Here is a 20626-nt window from a genome sequence, read left to right as displayed (position 1 = left end):
AATAGATAGAAGCTAGAAAGAAGGAGTTTCATGCAAGAGTTTCACAATGATGATGTTGTTTTAGATATCCACGACCGCCCAAGTGCGGGTCATTGGGTTGGCTTAAGTATCCAACATTTGTTTACGATGTTCGGCGCAACTGTTTTGGTTCCAATCTTAGTCGGTATCAATCCGAGTATCGCACTTGTAAGTTCTGGGTTAGGCACCTTGGTTTACCTAACCGTAACAAAAGGCAAGATTCCCGCTTATCTAGGCAGTAGCTTTGCTTTTATCGCGGCTATGAAATTATTGATGAAGAGCGATGGATATCCCGCAATTGCGCAAGGCGCGTTGACTTGTGGCATAGTTTACTTGATCGTTTCCTTCATTATTCGAAAGATCGGTTCTGGTTGGCTAGATAAAATCTTACCACCGATCGTTGTAGGGCCGGTTGTAATGGTCATCGGCTTAGGCTTAGCTAGTAACGCCGCTCAAAACGCAATGTATAACAATGGGATATATAGTTTCAAATACGTAATAGTTGCTCTAATCACGTTAGCTTTAACAGTATTTTTCAACATGTTTTTCACCGGCTTCTTAGGACTGATTCCAATCTTATTGGGGATCATCGGCGGTTACATCACAGCAATGATTTTCGGCATCATCGATTATCAGCCGATCATCGAAGCAAAGTGGCTAGCAATGCCCGCATTCAACGTCCCTTTTGTCAGCTATCAACCTAAGTTGTATATCAATGCGATCACAACGATGGCACCAATCGCTTTTGTCACAATGACCGAACACATCGGCCACTTGATGGTATTAAATAAACTGACAAAACGAAATTTCTTTGAAAATCCCGGCTTGGATCGCACACTGATGGGTGACGGCCTGGCACAAATCGTTGCCGGCTTCGTTGGCGGTCCTCCGGTAACAAGTTATGGTGAAAATATCGGTGTGCTTGCAATCACACGCGTTCACAGCGTCTTTGTTATCGGTGGTGCAGCGATCTTCGCAGTACTGTTAGGGTTTGTCGGAAAACTCAGCGCGTTGATCTTAAGTATCCCTGGACCGGTGATTTCAGGCATCAGCTTCATCTTGTTTGGTGTCATCGCAGCCAGCGGTTTGAAAATATTAATCGAAAACAAGATCGATTTTGATCGCAAGAAAAATTTATTGATTGCTTCGACCATCTTAGTCATCGGTATCGGCGGCTTAGTTTTTGAAGCAGGAACATTCACATTGTCTGCGATGGCTTTAGCCACAGTTCTAGGAATTATTTTGAACCTTATCTTACCGGAAAAGGCGCGCAGCGAAAAATAATCATCATTCGCTTAGTTTTAAAATAAGCTAGCACAAACAAGGAGGAAATTTCATGATCATCCAGTCAGAGGAGATTAGTCTAAAACACTTATTGACAGTCGAAGCCTTGACCGATCAAGAGGTGATGGGGCTGATTTTCCGAGCGCAGCAATTCAAACAAGGGGCGCGTTGGGCACCATATAAAGATCAATACTTTGTCACGAATCTTTTCTTTGAAAATAGTACCCGGACGCATAAGAGTTTTGAAGTTGCTGAAAAAAAACTTGGACTAGATGTGATTGATTTTGATGCTAAAACCAGTTCCGTCCAAAAAGGCGAGACTCTCTACGACACCGTCTTAACGATGTCGGCATTAGGGGTCGATGTCGCGGTTATTCGTCACAGTGATGAAAATTATTACGATGAGCTGATCCAAAGCAAAACGATTCAATGTTCGATCGTGAACGGCGGCGACGGCAGCGGGCAACATCCGACGCAGTGCTTATTAGACCTTATGACGATCCATCAGGAATTCAGTCACTTTAATGGTTTGAAAATCGCGATTGTCGGTGACATCACTCACTCACGAGTCGCCAAATCAAATATGCAAATGTTAAAACGGTTGGGAGCTGAAGTTTATTTTTCAGGACCAGAAGAATGGTACGATGAAAGCTTTGATGTTTATGGAACCTTTCGTCCATTGGATGAACTAGTACCGCAAGTCGATGTCATGATGCTTTTAAGAGTCCAGCATGAACGCCATGACGGTCAAGAAAGTTTTTCAAAGGAAGACTATCATCAAAAATACGGCTTGACACTCGAACGGGGAAAGCAGTTGAAAGATAACGCGATCATTATGCACCCGGCACCAGTTAATCGCGATGTGGAAATTGCGGATAGTTTAGTCGAAAGCTTGCAATCACGCATTGTTTCACAAATGACAAATGGTGTTTATATTCGGATGGCCATTTTAGAAGCAGTACTCAGAGGGAAATCGTAAAGGGGCAGATAAAATGAAAACATTGATTAAAAATGGAAAAATCGTGACAAAAGAAAATCAAACAACGACATGTGATCTTTGGTTGGAAGACGGCATCATCGCCGGGATCGGAAAAAATTTCTCAACAATGATATTTGATCAAGAGTATGATGCGAAAAATCAATTAATCACACCAGGTTTAGTTGATGTTCATGTTCATTTACGAGAACCAGGCTTCACTTATAAAGAAACGATCAAAGATGGATCAAAAGCTGCCGCTCGCGGCGGTTACACAACGGTTTGCGCAATGCCGAATTTAGATCCAGTTCCAGATACGGTAGAAAAATTCAACGAAGTAAAAGCACTTATTGAAAAAGACGCAGTGGTGAAAGTGCATCAATACGCGCCAATCACTGAAGCATTGCGCAGCGAGAATTTGACCGATCAAAAAGGGTTAAAAGCCGCTGGAGCATTTGCTTTCACTAATGATGGAGTAGGGGTACAAACGGCTGGAACGATGTACTTAGCGATGAAAGAAGCTGCTGAAAATAAGATGGCATTGGTTGCCCATACCGAAGACGACTCCTTATTGTTCGGCGGCGTGATGCATAAAGGAAAAATTAGCGAACAACTAGAACTACCTGGGATTTTAAGCGCTGCAGAATCGTCACAAATTGCAAGAGATTTAATTTTAGCTGAAGAAACGGGAGTTCACTACCATGTCTGTCATGTATCCACCAAAGAAAGTGTTCGAATCATCCGCGAGGCGAAAAAAGCCGGGGTTCATGTGACTGCTGAAGTCTCGCCGCATCACTTGCTTTTGATCGATGAAAATATTACAGAAGATCATGGCTATTGGAAGATGAATCCACCGTTACGAGGAACAGCCGATCGCGAAGCGTTGATTGCGGGATTGCTTGACGGGACGATCGACTGTATCGCGACCGACCATGCCCCGCATGGTTTTGAAGAAAAAAATCAAAGCTTTTTGCGAGCACCTTTTGGGATCGTCGGTAGCGAGACAGCCTTCCAATTGATTTACACACACTTTGTTGAAACAGGATGCTTTACATTAGAACAAGTGATTGATTGGATGGCGGTCAAACCAGCTGAGATCTTCGGCTTGACTGTTGGTACATTGACTATCGGTCAACCAGCCGACATCGCGGTATTTGATCTAAGTCACGAAGAAAAGATCGATGATAAAAAATTTGCATCACTAGGAGTGAACACACCTTTTACTGGCTGGCCGGTCAAAGGCGCAACACTGATGACCTTTGTAGATGGTCAGTTGGTATACAACAAGGAGGACTAAAACGTTGAAAAGACTTTTAATTTTAGAAGATGGCACAGTATTTGAAGGTGAAGGATTTGGCGGCGAAGCAACTGTCGCTGGCGAAGTCGTCTTTACTACTAGTATGACAGGATATCAAGAAACGATCACCGACCAAAGTTTCAACGGACAGATCATTACATTCACCTATCCAATGGTGGGAAACTATGGTGTGAATCGAGATGACTATGAATCCATCGCACCGACTTGTAAAGGTGTGATCGTCAAGGAACATGCACGTTTAGCCAGCAATTGGCGCAACCAAATGACATTGGATGAGTTTTTAAAACGAAAAGGAATTCCGGGGATTTCCGGGATCGATACACGAGCATTAACAAAAAAATTGCGCAGCGTGGGAACAATGAAAGGTAGTATCGTTGATCCGGCCGATCAATTAGAGCACTCATTTGACCAACTAAAAGCAACGGTCTTGCCAACCAATCAAGTCGCGCAAGTTTCTACCGTGACGCCTTACCCAAGCCCTGGTGTAGGCCGCAATGTAGTAGTGGTCGACTTTGGTTTGAAACACAGTATCTTGCGGGAATTGTCACGCCGGGAGTGCAACTTGACGGTGATGCCTTACAACACGGATGCACAATCAATTTTAGATCTTTGTCCAGATGGCGTGATGTTGACGAATGGACCGGGGGATCCAAAAGATGTACCGGAAGCGATCGAGATGATTCAACAAATCCAAGGAAAGGTTCCTATTTTTGGGATTTGCTTAGGACATCAACTCTTCGCCTTAGCCAACGGTGCGGATACGTACAAAATGAAATTTGGTCACCGAGGATTGAACCATCCCGTTCGTGAAATCGCGACTGGCCGAATCGATTTTACTTCTCAAAATCATGGATTCGCTGTCGATGAAAAAACGATCGATCCTGAAAAATTAATGATCACTCATATAGAAGTCAATGATGGGACAGTCGAAGGTGTCCGTCACCGCAGTTACCCGGCATTTAGTGTGCAATATCATCCTGATGCTGCGCCGGGTCCGCATGACGGAGTTCACTTATTTGATGAGTTTATGGAAATGATGGATGCATGGAAGGAGCAAGCATAAATGCCAAAACGTACAGATATTAAAAAGATCATGGTCATCGGATCAGGACCGATCGTGATCGGCCAAGCCGCAGAGTTTGATTATGCCGGCACGCAAGCTTGCTTAGCGTTAAGAGAAGAAGGGTACGAAGTCGTCTTAGTCAATTCAAATCCAGCGACGATCATGACCGACCAAGAAATCGCAGATACCGTTTATATCGAACCGATCACCTTAGAATTTGTATCTCGTATTTTACGTAAAGAATTGCCAGATGCGATCTTGCCGACACTTGGCGGACAAACAGGTTTGAATATGGCGATTGAATTAGCTGAATCTGGGATTCTGGCTGAATTGAACATCGAATTGCTTGGAACAAAATTATCAGCGATCGACCAAGCAGAAGATCGAGATCTGTTCAAACAATTGATGGAAGAATTAGAGCAGCCGATCCCTCAATCAGAGATCGTCAATACAGTTGAAGAAGCGGTGGCATTTGCGAATATCATTGGCTATCCGATCATCGTTCGACCAGCTTTCACTTTAGGCGGAACTGGCGGCGGAATGTGTGATAATGAAGAAGAATTACGGACAATTGCGGAAAACGGCTTGAAACTTTCGCCAGCGACACAATGTCTAATCGAAAAATCGATTGCAGGCTTCAAAGAAATCGAATATGAAGTAATGCGAGACTCAGCGGACAACGCCATTGTCGTATGTAATATGGAGAACTTTGATCCAGTTGGTATTCATACTGGGGATTCAATCGTTTTTGCACCAAGCCAGACATTGTCTGACTATGAATATCAAATGTTGCGGGATGCGTCCCTATCGATTATCCGCGCATTGAAAATCGAGGGCGGCTGTAATGTTCAACTAGCGCTGGATCCACATAGCTTCAATTATTATGTCATCGAAGTAAACCCGCGGGTCTCACGCTCCTCTGCCTTAGCAAGTAAAGCTACTGGGTATCCAATCGCCAAACTAGCTGCGAAAATTGCGGTGGGACTTACCTTAGATGAAATGAAAAATCCGGTAACAGAAACAACTTATGCAGAATTTGAACCCGCATTGGATTATGTGGTCGCAAAAATTCCGCGCTGGCCGTTTGACAAATTTGAAAGCGGCGAACGTGTTCTGGGAACTCAAATGAAGGCTACAGGCGAAGTAATGGCGATCGGACGAAATATTGAAGAATCTTTACTCAAAGCAGTTCGCTCATTAGAAATCGGGACTTATCATGCCGAGTTACCGGAATTAAGTGAAATTACTGACGACGAATTGACTGAAAAAATGGTCAAAGCCCAAGATGACCGGTTGTTCTACCTGACAGAAGCGATTCGACGCGGGTATTCAATCCAAGAAATCAATAAATTGACTAAAGTCGATTTGTTTTTCTTAGATAAATTACTCCATATCGTGGAGTTAGAGGCCGCATTGACGCAAAACAAAAAGAATCCGGACACTTTGAAACTAGCCAAACAAAACGGTTTTTCTGATATAAAAATCGCGCAACTTTGGGAGATGACTGCCAGCGAAGTTCGTGAATTCCGAATCGCAGAAAAAATCGTACCGGTTTATAAAATGGTCGATACTTGTGCGGCAGAATTTGAATCCCAAACACCTTATTTTTACAGCACGTACGAATTTGAAAATGAAAGCATTCGTTCAGAGAAAGAATCTGTCTTAGTCTTAGGCTCAGGACCGATTCGAATCGGTCAAGGGGTCGAATTTGATTATGCCACCGTCCACTCGGTCAAAGCAATCCAAGCCGCTGGCTATGAAGCCATCATCATGAACAGTAATCCGGAGACCGTTTCAACCGACTTCTCAGTCTCAGACAAGCTCTATTTTGAACCCCTAACGCTAGAAGACGTGCTGAATGTGATCGAATTGGAACAACCGCTGGGCGTCATCGTTCAATTTGGCGGTCAGACTGCGATCAACTTAGCTGAACCGCTAGTAAATAACGGCGTCAAGATTTTAGGAACAACTATTGAAGATTTGGATCGAGCGGAAGACCGTGACCAATTCGAACAAGTTCTGCAAAGCCTATCGATTCCACAACCGCCTGGTGATACAGCAACAAGCGCAAAAGAAGCGGTGAAGATCGCTGAAAAAATTGGCTATCCCGTCTTAGTTCGCCCAAGTTATGTTTTAGGCGGACGCGCGATGGAAATCGTTGAAAATCAGTCTGATTTAGAAGATTACATGGCCAATGCAGTCAAGGCTTCACCAGAACATCCTGTTTTAGTCGATCGCTACTTGGTCGGTAAAGAATGTGAGGTAGATGCGATCTGTGACGGCGAGACCGTCTTGATCCCAGGCATCATGGAACACATTGAACGAGCTGGGGTCCACTCTGGAGATTCGATGGCGGTCTATCCGCCGCAGACTTTCTCGGCTGAGTTAAAAGCGACGATCGAAGAATACACGCGCCGCTTAGCATTGGGGATGAACTGCATCGGTATGATGAATATCCAATTCGTCATCCATGATAATGAAGTCTTCGTGATCGAAGTCAACCCGCGGGCAAGCCGGACAGTTCCATTCTTGAGTAAAATCACGAATATTCCGATGGCACAGATTGCTACAAAAGCAATTTTAGGTCAAAGTTTGAAAGAGCTAGGCTATCAAGATGGTTTGTATCCTGAAAGTGAAATGGTCCATGTCAAAGCCCCTGTTTTCAGTTTCACTAAGCTGCAAAAAGTAGACACGTACTTAGGACCTGAAATGAAATCAACCGGCGAAGTCATGGGGACCGATCGGAATTTAGCGAAAGCATTATACAAAGCATTCGCTGCAGCGGGACTTCATCTGCCAGAATTCGGAGCAGTCTTGTTCACAGTCGCAGACGAAACAAAAGAAGAAGCTTTGAACTTGGCTAAACGATTTAAAGAGGTCGGCTACAGTCTGATCGCTACAGCAGGAACCGCTGAGTTTTTCGAAAAAAATGGGCTGGACTCGAAGAAAATTGCTAAAATTTCTGAAGCAGATGATCACAATGTCATTGATTTGATCCGCAACGGTGAAGCACAAGTGGTCATCAACACGATGGATAAAAATCGGCAGAATGTTTCAGAAGATGGGTTTATCATTCGACGCGAGGCAGTAGAACACGGCGTCCCATTATTTACATCATTAGACACAGCAGATGCCATTTTGAGAGTAATGGAATCACGAGCATTTTCAATCCAAAAAATTTAACTTTCACAGAGCAAAGGACACTTTGCTCTGTCGATTTATAGGGAGGCCGTTATGAAGCAGGAAATGATGACGATCGTTCGTCAACAAGAATTAGCACCGAAAATTTATGAACTGGTTTTATCCGGAGAGTTGGTCAAAGAAATGCAGATGCCTGGACAGTTCTTGCATATTCGTGTGCCAAGAAGCGATTTATTATTGCGTCGCCCAATCAGTATCAATCAATACGATCAAGCTAAAGGAACTTGTACGATCATTTATCGAGTCGAGGGTGCTGGAACAAAATGTTTTTCTGAACTTTTACCGGGAAATCAATTAGACGTCATGGGACCATTAGGGCACGGTTTTGAAATTGATGAGCTGAACGCTGGCGATACTGCATTTATCGTCGGCGGCGGAATCGGTGTACCGCCACTTTACCAGCTTTCTAAAGATCTGAAGGCGAAAGGGGTAGAGGTTGTCCACTTCCTTGGTTTTGGGACACAAGAGGCGGTCTATTATGCCGATGAATTTCAAGCATTGGGAGAGACACATTTTTCAACTGACGATGGCACCTTTGGCATTCAAGGAAACGTTGGAAATTTATTGATGGCAAAATCTTCTCAACCTGATGCAGTTTTTGCTTGTGGAAATAACGGTCTGCTAAAAACAGTTGAACAGCTCTACTCTAAAGTAGAAAATGTTCAACTTTCAATCGAATCTCGAATGGCTTGCGGCATGGGAGCTTGTTACGCGTGTGTCTGTCATGTACCGGGAGATGAAACAAAGAGTGTCAAAGTATGTGAAGACGGTCCCGTTTTCCAAGCAGGGGAGGTCATCTTTTAATGAGTATTGCAGTTAAATTACCAGGACTAGATTTGAAAAATCCGATCATGCCAGCGAGCGGCTGTTTCGGATTCGGTAAAGAATATGCAGATTATTATGACTTGAATCAATTAGGCGCCATCATGATCAAGGCGACAACACCTAAAGTTCGTTTCGGAAATGAGACACCGCGAGTGGCGGAAACACCAAGTGGAATGCTGAATGCGATTGGTTTGCAAAATCCTGGGATGGAAGTTGTCTTGCAGGATATTTTACCAAGTTTAGAGCAGTATCAAGAATTACCGATCATTGCGAATGTCGCAGGAGCTTGCGAGGAAGATTATGTCGAAGTTTGTGCCAAAATCGGCGATGCACCTAACGTCAAAGCAATCGAGTTGAATATTTCTTGTCCCAATGTAAAACATGGCGGGATCGCTTTTGGAACTGATCCAGAGGTAGCTTATCGGTTGACTAAGTCAGTCAAAGAAGTCGCAAATGTTCCGGTCTACGTTAAATTAAGTCCAAATGTGACGGATATCGTCCCGATTGCAAAAGCAATCGAAAAGGGCGGAGCAGATGGTTTTACAATGATCAATACATTATTAGGGATGCGAATCGATTTAAAAACACGCCAACCGATTCTTGCTAATCGTACCGGCGGCTTATCTGGTCCAGCCATCAAACCAGTAGCGATCCGCTTGATCAATCAAGTTGCTGCAGTTAGTGAACTGCCGATTATTGGTATGGGCGGGGTCCAAACAGTCGATGATGTTTTAGAAATGTTTATGGCAGGAGCAAGTGCGGTCGCTGTTGGAACGGCGAATTTTACCGATCCATATGTTTGTCCAAAATTGATTGAAGAACTGCCGGTCCGAATGGCTGAGCTGGGGATCGAATCTTTAGAACAATTACGTCGTGAAGTCAAGGAGGCCCTATAATGGAACAACGCCCAATTATCGCTTTTGACTTTGCCTCAAAACAAGAAATTGAAAAATTTTTGACCTATTTTCCAGTCGATGAGAAATTATTTATCAAAATTGGAATGGAACTTTTTTATCAAGAAGGTCCCGCAATTGTAAATTTTTTGCGCGCGCAAGGTCATGATATCTTTCTGGATCTGAAACTGCATGATATTCCTAACACTGTTCAAAAAGCGATGCGCGGAATCGCCAAAATGGGGGTTAAAATCACCAATGTCCATGCAGCCGGTGGGGTGGAAATGATGCGAGCAGCGAAACAAGGCTTGCTTGAAGGAACTGCTGAAGGTCAACCAATTCCTGAGCTGATCGCTGTGACCCAATTAACTTCTACGAGTGAAGAGCAGATGCACACAGATCAGCTTATCTCAGTCAGTTTACAAGAAAGCGTCTTACATTATGCAAAAACAGCAGAAAAAGCTGGATTAGCTGGAGTTGTTTGTTCGGCTCATGAAGTGGAGAAGATCCATCAAGCAACAAATAATTCATTTATTTGTTTGACTCCGGGGATTCGTCCGCAAGGTGCCAATGTCGGCGATCAAAAACGTGTGATGACTCCTGCAAAAGCGCAGGAGATCGGTTCAAATTATATTGTTGTCGGCCGACCAATCACACAAGCGCCAGCTCCTTATCAAAGTTATTTACAAATCAAAAAAGAATGGAACGGTGAAGCATAAATGATCGCAGAACAAATCGCTAAAGATTTATTATCAATCGAAGCAGTCACTTTAAGTCCTGATGAGCCTTTTACTTGGGCAAGTGGTTTAAAATCACCGATTTATTGTGATAATCGCGTGACAATGAGTTATCCTGAAGTTCGCCGTGCAATCGCACAAGGCTTAGCGGCAAAAATCAAAGAGGCATTTCCTGATGTTGAGGTGATCGCCGGAACAGTCACAGCAGGAATACCTCACGCTGCTTGGGTAGCAGAGATTTTAGATTTGCCAATGGTTTATATCCGCAGTAAAGCGAAAGACCATGGCCGTGGCAATCAAATTGAAGGCCGGATCACAGAAGGACAAAAAATGGTCGTGATCGAAGACTTGATCTCAACTGGCGGCAGTGTGTTGGAAGCTGCAGCAGCGGCTAAAAGAGAAGGGGCTGCTGTGTTAGGAGTTGCGGCGATCTTCACGTATGAACTAGCTAAAGGAAAAGAAAATTTTGCAGCAGCGGAAATGCCGTTGATCACATTGACAAATTATTCTACTTTGATCGAAAGTGCTCTGCAAGAAAACTATATCGATCACGATCAGCTTGCGTTATTAAAAAAATGGCGCAAGGATCCAGAAGGTTGGTTGAACTAAGTGGATGAAACAAAAGAACGGAGCAGCTTAAGCTGTTCCGTTTTTGCGTAATCGTTCGATTGCCGCTTCTTCAGGTGTTACAAATAAGGTTTTTTGATTTTCATAAATAACAAAACCGGGTCTGGCTCCATTTGGTTTATGGACATGTTTAACGGCGACATAATCCACAGGAACTTGCGCAGATTGGCGGAATTTAGAAAAATAGGCGGCCAATTCAGCAGCTTCCAACAATGTTTCTTCACTCGGATCTTCATTTTTTATGATCACATGAGAGCCGGGAATATTTTTTGCATGCAGCCAAATATCGGTCTTTCGAGCCTGTTTTAAGGTCAATTGGTCATTTTGCAAATTATTTTTACCGACTAAAATCGAAGTACCATCACTAGCAGTAAAATGTTCCGGTTTAGAAGGCGCCTGTTTGCGATTTTTCTTGTTGCGCTTTTGTTTTAAATAACCGCTAGCGACAAGTTCTTCCTTAATGACTTCAATATCCATTGGACCCGCGATCTCCAATTGTGCCAAGACAGATTCAAGATAGGTGATTTCATCTTTGGCTTCAGCAATTTGATCATAAATCAATTTGACGGCATTTTTAAGTTTTTGATATTTTTGAAAATATTTTTGTGCGTTCTGATTCGGAGTCAACGCCGGATTTAATTTGATCGTGATCGGAGCATTGTCCTCATAGTAATTCTGCAGTTCGATCGTTTCAACGCCTCGTGGGACTTGTGCCATGAAAGTCGTCAACAATTCACCGTCACGGCGAAATTCTTCGGCGTTCTCAGAATCTTGCAAGGTCTTTTCTCGTTTTGCAAGCTTTGTTTGATTGCGTTTGATCTCATTTTCAACTTTTCGAATCAATTCATTGCCAAGTTGTTTGACCCGATCTTTTTCAGCCTTTTCACCGTAGAAGGCATCTAACAAAGTACTTAAATCAGCGTAAGTCGCGGGTTCTTCAAAGGTTTTAAAAACAAGCGGCGCAAAGAATTCTTTTTTGTTTTTTAAACCGAGTGTAGGTGCAAGTTCATTTTGGATGCTGTGCCAGAAATCAGTCCAAACCGCCATTTTTTCATTTGGTTTTTCTAAAAGGCGAAAGGCTAGTTCATCAGCTGTATCACGTCCTAATCCTTGGAAATTTTGTTGCAAATAACGACCATCCAATGTTTCAGCTGTGGAGAGTGTCGCAAAGACTTGTTCTTTTGAAGCGTGGAAAGGGTTCACTTGTTCTTGTTTTGGCGGTTCAATGTATTCACTGCCAGGTAAGATAGAGCGATACGTATTTTGCGAGTGACCAATATGTTTGATCGCATTGAGGATCTTGCCAGTCTGTTTATTCAATAAGACGATCGTTGAGTGGCGTCCCATTAATTCCACGATCAACACAATATTTTGTAAATCGCCTAATTCATCTCGTTTACTAAAAGTAAAGTGGACGACCCGATCATTTTCGATTTGATGAATGTCTTCTAAGATCGCACCATCTAAATGTTTCCGCAGCATCATAACGAAATTAGGCGGATTATCAGGATTGGTATAAGCAATCTTAGTTAGTTGGATCCGCGCATAACTTGGATGAGCAGAAAGCAGCAGCCGCTGATTTTTTCCTTGGGCGCGAATAACCAGCACGACTTCATTTTCATAAGGCTGGTGGATTTTGGATATTCTTCCGGTAACAAGCTGATCTTTCAATTCTTGCACCATCGCATGGGTAAAAACTCCATCAAAGGACATTTTTTATCCCTCATTTCTATTCAGAATACGTTTATTATAAACAAAAAAGTGCGAATGACCAAATAACTCACCGAGAAGTTTAAGATTCTAAAGTTTCACAATAACTGCGCAACGTATCAAGCAGTTGCAAAAGTAGTTGTTCTGCTTCATCAGGCAAGCGGTCACAACCATTTTGCTCAGTTTTGCGCGCGCGAACAAATGCTAAGCGTGTTTCCAGCCGCATCAATAACTGCTGTAAGTAACGGCGATCATTGAAATTTGGTTCATGACCGTTGATTGGCAAGTAACTCATTTTTTCAAGCGGACCAAAAGCTGCAAATTTTGCTGAGTCGTCAATGATTTTTTCGATGCTATCTAAGGTCTCTTCAGGAGTGACATTTCGTCCTTGGAAATCGCCGGTATTTAAAAGATAACAAGCTGTTTTTTGCTTTTGAAACAGCTCCTTGAAATCTTGATAATCTTCTTGCAGCGGATAACAGCGAAAAGGGTTTGCAAAAGGTTCAATGACTAATTGATCTGCAGTATCAGCACTAATATTTTCGGCAGTGGAACGTTTTGTCGCCAGTGTTGCACCAAAAATAGCCGCCAATGAAGGGTCTTCGATTTTAATCAACGGCGGCAGACTATCATCTTTCATGATCCAAAAAAGCCCATCGACTTTTTCCGCAATGTGATCTACTCGATTGGGAGTCGCGAAACGGCTTTTGATGCTGCGGCCATTTCCATTGCGAATATCTTCTGTGACCAAGACTTTTTTATTTTGCTCATCCAATGTAACGCCGACATTTTGAGCAGTGACAATATAATTTATTTGGTCGCTCGTCATTGGATAGTCTTGAGTTTTATCGAAATAAGCCGGTTCCAGTGCAGTCGTCGAGCCTTTTTCTTTTGAGATGACAAATGCATCGTCGTGAAGAACATAGACGTCTCCATTGTTTTTTGGTTTTGCTAGGGTAATCGTTGATTTTCCTGAACCAGAAAGACCAAAGGCTGCCAGCGTGTAGTTTTTATTTTCCAATAAATATTGTTTCATCCCGCCGTGACAGGCAATAAACCCATTGCGATGAGCTGTTGCCCAAGCAAGTGTCAAAGTTGCTTTTTTTAATTCGCCGAAATAGCGCAAACCTAAAATCCCCGCACAATTGTGCAGCGGATCAATTATGACCAGACCAGTTGGGAAATCAGGGTGCGTCCAATCAGGATCCGCAAAAATAAAAAGATCGCCCGTATCGATTTCAACGGACTGTTGATAAAAAAGCTGTTTTGCATCACTGATTTGAAAATTCAATAAATAAGAGTAGAGGTTGGGACTGTAATCTGCCGGCAGCATCAAATGGGATTTAACAGTAAACTCTTCATCCAGTCCGACAATCACTTCACCAGAATAAAATTGTTTCGTCCGTGCCTTAAAAACCGCTTCGCGTAAAAGCTTGCTGTAAAATACTGGATCGACGCCTTGTTGTCCGATGATCCGGCGAGCAGCAGCGGTGCGGCCAACGATCGCGCCGTCATTTGTTACTAGCACTTTTGCATCAGTCGGCAGCTGCAATCGGTTTGTGTGAGCGACGTCCAGATCGGTTGTGATCGTTCCGGGGCTTGCTTTGGCCAAGGCATACGCATCAGTCAAATGCCGGATTTTTATGACATTGTTAGCGTAAAAAGCTGTCTCGATCACGCTACGAATACTGGAAAAAAGTCGGTTGCTTTTTGTGATCTGTTTGCGTGGAAAATGTTCAATACTGCTCATCTTATTACCTCCTTAAGTCCTCAATATCATAGTATCATTTAAATAAAGCGCTAACAAATAAAACATAAAGCGTGTTTTTTTGTATTGTGATTCAAGGTGAAATTTGTTGTGCTGGTAGCGCTTTTAAACGAAAACTAATATAATAATACCTAGGGAGGCGTTATTATGAAAAGATCTGCAGCAATTATTAAAGAAAAATGCTTGATTCTTTGGCGTGAATTTATCCGTGCAGTATCAGAGAATGAGCGCCGCACCTTAACGATCGCAGCCAGTCTAGTAGTTGCGGTGCTCATCTTTTCAGTTTCGGCAGCATTTGCCCAAACAGCTATTCGCCGCTCCCAATTAGAGGAGCTGGTCTTCAATTCATTGAAATCAGAGCACTTGATTCCGTTAGAGTATCAAACTGTCGATCAGAAAATAAAAGACACTAAAGCTATCTCGATCATGTTCAGCCAACCGAGCGGAACGTCTTATGAAAATGTCATGACGATCTTAGACGATCCTGATCAAGAAAAAATGCTCAACCGCAAATTTTATTACTATCCGATCGTTTATGATAGCAAGACGATCGCTAAAAAATATCAGCTTGATCCGCGGCAAGTCACGTTTATTTTTTTTCAGAATGGCAAAGAAAAAAATCGGTTTGTGGTTGAAAGCTTAAAAGATCTAAACGATACGTTCATTCCAGAATTAAATCGCTTGCCGATGTGGACGTTAAATAAGTAAAATGAGATTTCAAATGAAATAAATGAGTTTTTTTTAATAAAAAGTGTTGACAGCTGTTTTCTTTTTCGCTAAACTAACGTCAACATCAAAAACCAAGAAGGAGTGGCATTCATGAAACATGTAAACTTATCTAATCAATCGAATAGCTGGCAAAACTGGCGTAGATAAGTTGTATTTATGGATTCACTCATAGATACAACGTTTAGGCAACTTCTAAATTTTGTATCTATGCTGGATATTTTTTCATGCTTATTCCCGCATAGAGACTATCTATGCGGTTTTTGTTTTTTAGACAACTACCGTAGAGTTTTTGGGTAGTTGTCTTTTTATATGTACAAAACAAAAAACAAAAATACTTGGGGGAATTAATTATGAAAAATAAAGGAATTATTGGATCAATCATCGCGTTAGCAGTTGTTTTAATCGGAGTCTTTGCTTATCAAATGGGGTCGCGTCAAACGGATGCTGCCGCGGATAAACCAGCAGTAAAAACCGTCGGGATCTTACAATTTATCAGTCATCCATCGTTAGACCAGATCAAAGACGGAGTAATTGCCGGATTGAAAAAAGAAGGCTATGTAGATGGAAAAAATATCAAAGTTGAATTTTTGAATGGTCAAGGCGATCAAAGCAAACTAAACAGTATGAGCCAGCAATTATTAGAAAAGAAATCGGATGTCTTAGTCGGGATCGCTACACCGGCGGCGAAAGCTTTGGCAAACGCGACCAGCGATAAACCAATCATCATGGGAGCAATCAGTGACCCTGTCAGTGCCGGTTTAGTTGAGAATTTGAAAAAACCAGGTGGAAATGTTACTGGTGTCAATAACTTAACGCCGGTAGATCAACAGATCGATATGGCGAAAGAATTATTCCCAAATGCAAAAACTGTTGGCATGATCTATTCTTCTTCAGAAGAAAACTCAAAATCACAAATTGAACGAGCTGAAAAGAAAGCCGCTGAAGTAGGCTATACCGTGAAAAAATATGCGATCTCTTCAAGTAATGATATCGCAACAATCACTCAGCAAGCTTGCAAAGAAACAGATTTCTTGTACATTCCGCAAGACAATACGATCGCCAGCGCGTTCCAAACATTAATTAATGAATCAGACAAAGCCAAAAAACCAGTCTTCGTTTCTGTTGATAACATGGTAAAAGAAGGCGGGATCGCCACAGTAGGGCAAAATCAATTTGAACTAGGCGTTGAAACAGGAAAAATGGCAGCAGCTGTCCTAAGTGGTAAATCAGATCCAGCCGACACACCAGTCAATGTCATCGATTATGGTGATATGATCATCAATGAAGAAAAAGCTGAAGAATTGAATATCACGATTCCAGCAAAAATAAAAGAAGAAGCAGAAGTCGTTAAAGGAGAGTAATCAAATGGTAATTTCAGCGATAGGACAAGGTTTTTTATGGGGGATTTTAGGATTAGGGATCTTTATGACGTACCGCATTCTAAATTTTCCTGATATGACAACAGAGGGATCTTTTCCATTAGGCGGTGCGGTCTGTGTGACGGCCATTACCAATGGCGTGTCGCCTATTCTTGCGACGCTTCTAGGGATCTTTGCAGGAATGTGTGCAGGCTTTATTACAGGAATCCTTTATACTAAAGGGAAGATCCCAGTCATTTTAGCTGGAATTCTCGTGATGTCAGGGTTGAATTCGGTGATGTTGTTCATCATGCAAACACCCAATCTTTCTTTATTGAAACAACCGAAGATACAAGATTTCTTTACTAACTTAAATCTGCCAGACCATTTTGATATTGTTTTATTAGGTTTAATCGCGATTTTGATTATTATCGCGTTGTTGCTGTTCTTCTTTTTCACAGATTTTGGTCAAGCGTATATCGCGACTGGTGATAACGAGAATATGGCTCGTTCGATCGGTATTAATACCGATCGGATGAAAGTCATCGGTTTAACATTATCTAATGGAGTCATCGCATTATCCGGTGCTTTGATCGCACAAAATGACGGCTATGCTGATATCGGTAAAGGTGTCGGTGTGATCGTGATCGGGCTCGCTTCAATCATCATCGGTGAAGTCCTTTATGGTGAAGTCACTTTTGTTGAGCGATTAGTCGCGATCGTTTTAGGCAGTATTATTTATCAATTGCTGATCTTGATCATCATCAAAGTTGGTTTGGATACGACCTATTTAAAAATTTTCTCATCGATCATCTTAGCATTGTGTTTGATGATCCCACGCTTAAAAGAAGCGCTGAATTTAAAGACCGGATTAGAAAAAGATACCAGCGGCAATTCACATTAGCCTCAGCCGGCTGATTAATCAGCGAATCTTTTAGCAGAAATGATTTCTTTAATAGAAGGAGTGGGCCTATGAATGCCTTAGAAGTAAAACAGGCTAGTAAAACGATCAATAATGGAATAAATGATAAACGCAAGATTTTGAATCAAGTAGATTTAACGATTGCACCGGGAGAATTCGTGACTGTTTTAGGTGGGAACGGGGCAGGGAAAAGTACGCTCTTCAATAGTATCTCCGGTAGTTTGCAATTAGATAGCGGAACGATTTCAGTGATGGGCAAAGACCTGACTAAACTTTCTGAAGAACAACGGGCTTCTTCGATTGCTCGTGTGTTTCAAGATCCTAAAATGGGAACTGCGCCGCGGCTGACGGTCGCTGAAAACTTAGGATTGGCTGAAAAACGCGGACAAAAACGTCGCTTGCGTCAACGCCAGCTCAATCAAAAAAAGGAACTGTATCGTGAATTATGCCGCTTGACCGGCAATGGGTTAGAAAATCAACTTGATACACCGACTGGCTCTCTTTCTGGTGGGCAAAGACAAGCGCTAAGTCTATTGATGGCGACGATCACTCAGCCGGATTTATTACTATTGGATGAACATACAGCTGCACTTGATCCTAAAACAGCCAAACAATTGATGGAATTGACGGATCAACGGATCAAAGAAGAAAAGCTGACATGTTTGATGGTCACCCATAAAATGGAAGACGCTTTACATTACGGCGATCGAGTGATCGTGATGGAAAAAGGAGAAATCATCAAAGATATCCGCGGCGAAGCGAAAAAACAACTGACGCTGACCGATCTATTTTTGCTGTTTGAAGAAAGTGATCCAGTGGTCGAAGTGATGTAAATAAAAAATATTTACAGAAAACTAAAAAAATAGGTTGACTTATTTTATAAACAATCCTATACTAAGTTCAATCTTAAATCACAGTTTGGAGCGATCTTTATGAATAAGAATAAGAGTACGCACACACAACTGAATAATTATTACTTTAGCTATTTTAGATAGGTTTGTATTCATGATTCATGGATGCAGACGACACCAGTTTGTATCTATGATGGCTAGAGAGATTAAGTATGACTTAATGCCACATAGATGAAAATCTATAGTGGCTTTTTCTTTGGAATTTTTTGGAGAGACTAGGCTCATTGTAGATTTTCTACAATGAGCCTTTTTCATATTTAAAAGAGGATTGAAGGTTGATTATTATCAGAAGGAGTGAGGAAAGATGGAAAACGAAATTTCAGGAAAGACGCGGTTAGCCGGCTTGTATGCTTTACCAGCAAGACACAGCTTTTCGCCAATGATGCATACGACATCGTTTAAAGCAACGGGGGTCGATGCAGTCTATCTAAGCTTTGACGTTCAGCCAGAAAGATTAGCTAAAAGCATTCAAGCGATTCGCGATCTTGAAATGTTGGGAATCAATTTATCGATGCCTCACAAGATGGAAGCTGTCAAATATGTCGATGAGTTGAGTCAAGCGGCTCGGCTGATTGGAGCGATCAATACGATCGTGAACCAAGACGGCAAATTGATTGGACATATTACAGACGGCATTGGCTGTATGGAAAGTTTAAAACAAAATGGGATTGAGATCATTGGCAAAAGAATGACGATTCTTGGAGCTGGTGGTGCCGCAACAGCAATTATCACACAAGCGGCGATCGACGGAGTACAAGCCATTGATGTTTTTAATATCAAAGATGACTTTTATCAAAAAATCGAACCAAAACTTGCGATGATCGCTGAAGAAACCAACTGTCAAATCCAACTACATGATTTAGCCGACGAGCAGCAATTATCCGAAGCTTTAGCAGCAAGTAGTTTATTGATCAATGCCACTAGGATCGGGATGGCGCCAAATACAGATCAAATGCCATTGCCGAACGAATCATTGTTAAGAAAAGATCTGCCGGTGTTTGATGTGATCTATCATCCTGGCGAGACAAAACTTTTAAAAGCAGCCAAGGCAGCCGGAGCGACCGCAGTTAATGGGTTAGGAATGCTACTTTATCAAGGAGCCGCCGCTTTTAAATTATGGACAGGCAAAGAAATGCCGGTAGAGATGATCCAACCGTTATTGGAAGAAGCAATCAAAAACTAAAAAGTGAAGGAAGTTATCAAAATGATTTTAATTATAAAAAAAGGAATTAAAGAATCAGAATTATCACCGATTTTATCACGAATTGAAGAAGAAGGATTAGGCGTCCAAATCAATCGCGGGAAAGACCGCTTAGTACTAGGATTACTAGGCGATCCAAAGATCATACAAAATGTCCCATTTCAAGCGTACAGTGTCGTTGAGCGGGCGGTTGCCATCTCAAATACGTACAAACTTACTTCAAGAGAATTCCATCCTCAAGATACAATCGTTGATGTCGATGGCGTAAAAATCGGTGACGGCAGTTTTGTAACAATGGCGGGTCCTTGTTCTGTTGAAGGCGAAGAACAAATTATGGAAACTGCACGTATGGCTAAAGCCGGCGGAGCAAAAATTTTACGTGGCGGAGCTTACAAACCACGGACTTCACCATACGCTTTCCAAGGATTAGGCGAAGAAGGCTTGAAAATCATGCGTAAAGCTGCTGATGCTCATGGTTTGAAAGTAATTACCGAAGTGATGGACGAAGCCCATATCGATGTTGTTTGCGAATACGCAGATATTATTCAAATCGGGGCACGCAACATGCAAAACTTCCGCTTGTTGGAAGCAGTTGGTAAAACAGGAAAACCGATTGGCTTGAAACGCGGAATCTCAGGTACGATCCAAGAATGGTTGAATGCAGCGGAATACATCGCGGTACAAGGCAATTCAAAAATCATTTTCATCGAACGCGGCATTCGGACTTACGAAACAGCGACGCGCAATACTTTCGATTTAAGCGCAGTCCCATTGATCAAGAAATTGAGTCACTTCCCAATAATTGTTGATCCAAGTCATGGTACGGGTGTTTGGGATCTTGTTGGACCAATGGCAAGATCAGGAGTTGCCAGCGGCGCTGACGGAATGATTGTCGAGATCCATCCTGATCCATTACACGCTTGGTCTGATGGCGAACAATCATTGAATGAGAAAAATTACTTGAAAATGATGAGTGAAGTCGACATCATGGTTGAAGCGATGAAAAAAATCAATGAATTAACGAACGAACCTTCACTTATTTAAGCAAGATAGTTGTTCTGCTTTTTGCTAGACTTGGATTATTG

The 20626-nt window shown here is 42.2% G+C and carries 17 protein-coding genes; 15 read left to right on the top strand and 2 right to left on the bottom strand.

Translation table 11 applies throughout. The features are described 5' to 3' along the window. Positions 1-30: 30 nt before the first annotated feature. Genes FFM63_RS01040 through pyrE form a run of 9 tightly spaced genes read left to right on the top strand, consistent with a single transcriptional unit; the run spans position 31 to position 10924 of the window. Entirely contained in the window at positions 31-1302 is a 1272-nt protein-coding gene (locus FFM63_RS01040) for a solute carrier family 23 protein (protein ID WP_137608489.1), read from the top strand. Positions 1303-1354: 52 nt separating this feature from the next. Next, positions 1355-2281, top strand: a complete 927-nt coding sequence (locus FFM63_RS01035) for an aspartate carbamoyltransferase catalytic subunit (protein ID WP_137608488.1) — start codon at positions 1355-1357, stop codon at positions 2279-2281. Positions 2282-2294: 13 nt separating this feature from the next. Next, on the top strand, positions 2295-3575 hold the full coding sequence (gene pyrC / locus FFM63_RS01030) for a dihydroorotase (protein WP_137608487.1): 1281 nt from the start codon (positions 2295-2297) through the stop codon (positions 3573-3575). 4 nt (positions 3576-3579) lie between these two features. Further along, a complete protein-coding gene (locus FFM63_RS01025; RefSeq protein ID WP_137608486.1) occupies positions 3580-4659 on the top strand; it encodes a carbamoyl phosphate synthase small subunit in 1080 nt (359 codons plus the stop codon). Beyond that, complete coding sequence (gene carB / locus FFM63_RS01020; protein WP_137608485.1) at positions 4660-7842, top strand: carbamoyl-phosphate synthase large subunit; 3183 nt, start codon at positions 4660-4662, stop codon at positions 7840-7842. It begins immediately after the preceding gene. Positions 7843-7875: 33 nt separating this feature from the next. After that, complete coding sequence (locus FFM63_RS01015) at positions 7876-8664, top strand: dihydroorotate dehydrogenase electron transfer subunit (protein ID WP_371851310.1); 789 nt, start codon at positions 7876-7878, stop codon at positions 8662-8664. After that, the gene (locus FFM63_RS01010) at positions 8664-9581 is read left to right on the top strand and encodes a dihydroorotate dehydrogenase (RefSeq protein WP_137608483.1); all 918 of its coding nucleotides are present in this window, start codon (positions 8664-8666) and stop codon (positions 9579-9581) included. The genes FFM63_RS01015 and FFM63_RS01010 overlap by 1 nt, the downstream gene beginning before the upstream one ends. After that, a complete protein-coding gene (pyrF, locus tag FFM63_RS09850; protein WP_137608482.1) occupies positions 9581-10297 on the top strand; it encodes an orotidine-5'-phosphate decarboxylase in 717 nt (238 codons plus the stop codon). The genes FFM63_RS01010 and pyrF overlap by 1 nt, the downstream gene beginning before the upstream one ends. Continuing rightward, positions 10298-10924, top strand: a complete 627-nt coding sequence (gene pyrE / locus FFM63_RS09845; RefSeq protein WP_137608481.1) for an orotate phosphoribosyltransferase — start codon at positions 10298-10300, stop codon at positions 10922-10924. A 27-nt stretch (positions 10925-10951) separates the two neighbouring features. On the opposite strand, the gene efbA is transcribed toward pyrE, so the two are convergent. Both efbA and FFM63_RS00990 read right to left on the bottom strand, forming a co-directional pair. Further along, the gene (gene efbA, locus FFM63_RS00995; protein ID WP_137608480.1) at positions 10952-12655 is read right to left on the bottom strand and encodes a fibronectin-binding protein EfbA; all 1704 of its coding nucleotides are present in this window, start codon (positions 12653-12655) and stop codon (positions 10952-10954) included. A 79-nt stretch (positions 12656-12734) separates the two neighbouring features. Then, complete coding sequence (locus FFM63_RS00990; protein WP_137608479.1) at positions 12735-14402, bottom strand: phosphoenolpyruvate carboxykinase (ATP); 1668 nt, start codon at positions 14400-14402, stop codon at positions 12735-12737. A gap of 165 nt (positions 14403-14567) precedes the next feature. Between FFM63_RS00990 and FFM63_RS00985 the strand changes: the two genes are divergently transcribed. From FFM63_RS00985 to aroF, 6 genes are all read left to right on the top strand, one after another. Then, the gene (locus FFM63_RS00985) at positions 14568-15128 is read left to right on the top strand and encodes a hypothetical protein (protein ID WP_137608478.1); all 561 of its coding nucleotides are present in this window, start codon (positions 14568-14570) and stop codon (positions 15126-15128) included. A 371-nt stretch (positions 15129-15499) separates the two neighbouring features. Beyond that, positions 15500-16510, top strand: coding sequence for a tryptophan ABC transporter substrate-binding protein (gene trpX / locus FFM63_RS00980; protein ID WP_137608477.1), 1011 nt, complete (start codon positions 15500-15502; stop codon positions 16508-16510). A 4-nt stretch (positions 16511-16514) separates the two neighbouring features. Further along, a complete protein-coding gene (locus FFM63_RS00975; protein ID WP_137608476.1) occupies positions 16515-17411 on the top strand; it encodes an ABC transporter permease in 897 nt (298 codons plus the stop codon). A gap of 68 nt (positions 17412-17479) precedes the next feature. Continuing rightward, the gene (locus tag FFM63_RS00970; protein ID WP_137608475.1) at positions 17480-18262 is read left to right on the top strand and encodes an ABC transporter ATP-binding protein; all 783 of its coding nucleotides are present in this window, start codon (positions 17480-17482) and stop codon (positions 18260-18262) included. Between the two features lie 382 nt (positions 18263-18644). Beyond that, the gene (gene aroE / locus FFM63_RS00965) at positions 18645-19523 is read left to right on the top strand and encodes a shikimate dehydrogenase (RefSeq protein WP_137608474.1); all 879 of its coding nucleotides are present in this window, start codon (positions 18645-18647) and stop codon (positions 19521-19523) included. A gap of 21 nt (positions 19524-19544) precedes the next feature. Then, positions 19545-20585 carry a 3-deoxy-7-phosphoheptulonate synthase gene (gene aroF, locus FFM63_RS00960; protein ID WP_137608473.1) on the top strand — a complete coding sequence of 347 codons (1041 nt, stop codon included), beginning with the start codon at positions 19545-19547 and terminating at the stop codon, positions 20583-20585. Positions 20586-20626 lie beyond the last annotated feature (41 nt).

This window comes from Enterococcus pingfangensis, assembly GCF_005405205.1.
In the GTDB taxonomy this organism is placed as follows: Bacteria; Bacillota; Bacilli; order Lactobacillales; family Enterococcaceae; genus Enterococcus_A; species Enterococcus_A pingfangensis.
The sequence above is the reverse complement of the archived record's forward strand: the minus strand, read 5'-3'. Positions and strand labels throughout refer to the sequence as shown.

Excerpts from the sequence above, each read along its gene's own strand:
- FFM63_RS01040 (WP_137608489.1), top strand. The coding sequence starts at position 31 with ATGCAAGAGTTTCACAATGATGATGTTGTTTTAGATATCCACGACCGC.
- FFM63_RS01035 (WP_137608488.1), top strand. The coding sequence starts at position 1,355 with ATGATCATCCAGTCAGAGGAGATTAGTCTAAAACACTTATTGACAGTC.
- pyrC (WP_137608487.1), top strand. The coding sequence starts at position 2,295 with ATGAAAACATTGATTAAAAATGGAAAAATCGTGACAAAAGAAAATCAA.
- carB (WP_137608485.1), top strand. The coding sequence starts at position 4,660 with ATGCCAAAACGTACAGATATTAAAAAGATCATGGTCATCGGATCAGGA.
- FFM63_RS01010 (WP_137608483.1), top strand. The coding sequence starts at position 8,664 with ATGAGTATTGCAGTTAAATTACCAGGACTAGATTTGAAAAATCCGATC.
- pyrF (WP_137608482.1), top strand. The coding sequence starts at position 9,581 with ATGGAACAACGCCCAATTATCGCTTTTGACTTTGCCTCAAAACAAGAA.
- pyrE (WP_137608481.1), top strand. The coding sequence starts at position 10,298 with ATGATCGCAGAACAAATCGCTAAAGATTTATTATCAATCGAAGCAGTC.
- efbA (WP_137608480.1), bottom strand. The coding sequence starts at position 12,655 with ATGTCCTTTGATGGAGTTTTTACCCATGCGATGGTGCAAGAATTGAAA.
- FFM63_RS00990 (WP_137608479.1), bottom strand. The coding sequence starts at position 14,402 with ATGAGCAGTATTGAACATTTTCCACGCAAACAGATCACAAAAAGCAAC.
- FFM63_RS00985 (WP_137608478.1), top strand. The coding sequence starts at position 14,568 with ATGAAAAGATCTGCAGCAATTATTAAAGAAAAATGCTTGATTCTTTGG.
- trpX (WP_137608477.1), top strand. The coding sequence starts at position 15,500 with ATGAAAAATAAAGGAATTATTGGATCAATCATCGCGTTAGCAGTTGTT.
- FFM63_RS00975 (WP_137608476.1), top strand. The coding sequence starts at position 16,515 with ATGGTAATTTCAGCGATAGGACAAGGTTTTTTATGGGGGATTTTAGGA.
- FFM63_RS00970 (WP_137608475.1), top strand. The coding sequence starts at position 17,480 with ATGAATGCCTTAGAAGTAAAACAGGCTAGTAAAACGATCAATAATGGA.
- aroE (WP_137608474.1), top strand. The coding sequence starts at position 18,645 with ATGGAAAACGAAATTTCAGGAAAGACGCGGTTAGCCGGCTTGTATGCT.
- aroF (WP_137608473.1), top strand. The coding sequence starts at position 19,545 with ATGATTTTAATTATAAAAAAAGGAATTAAAGAATCAGAATTATCACCG.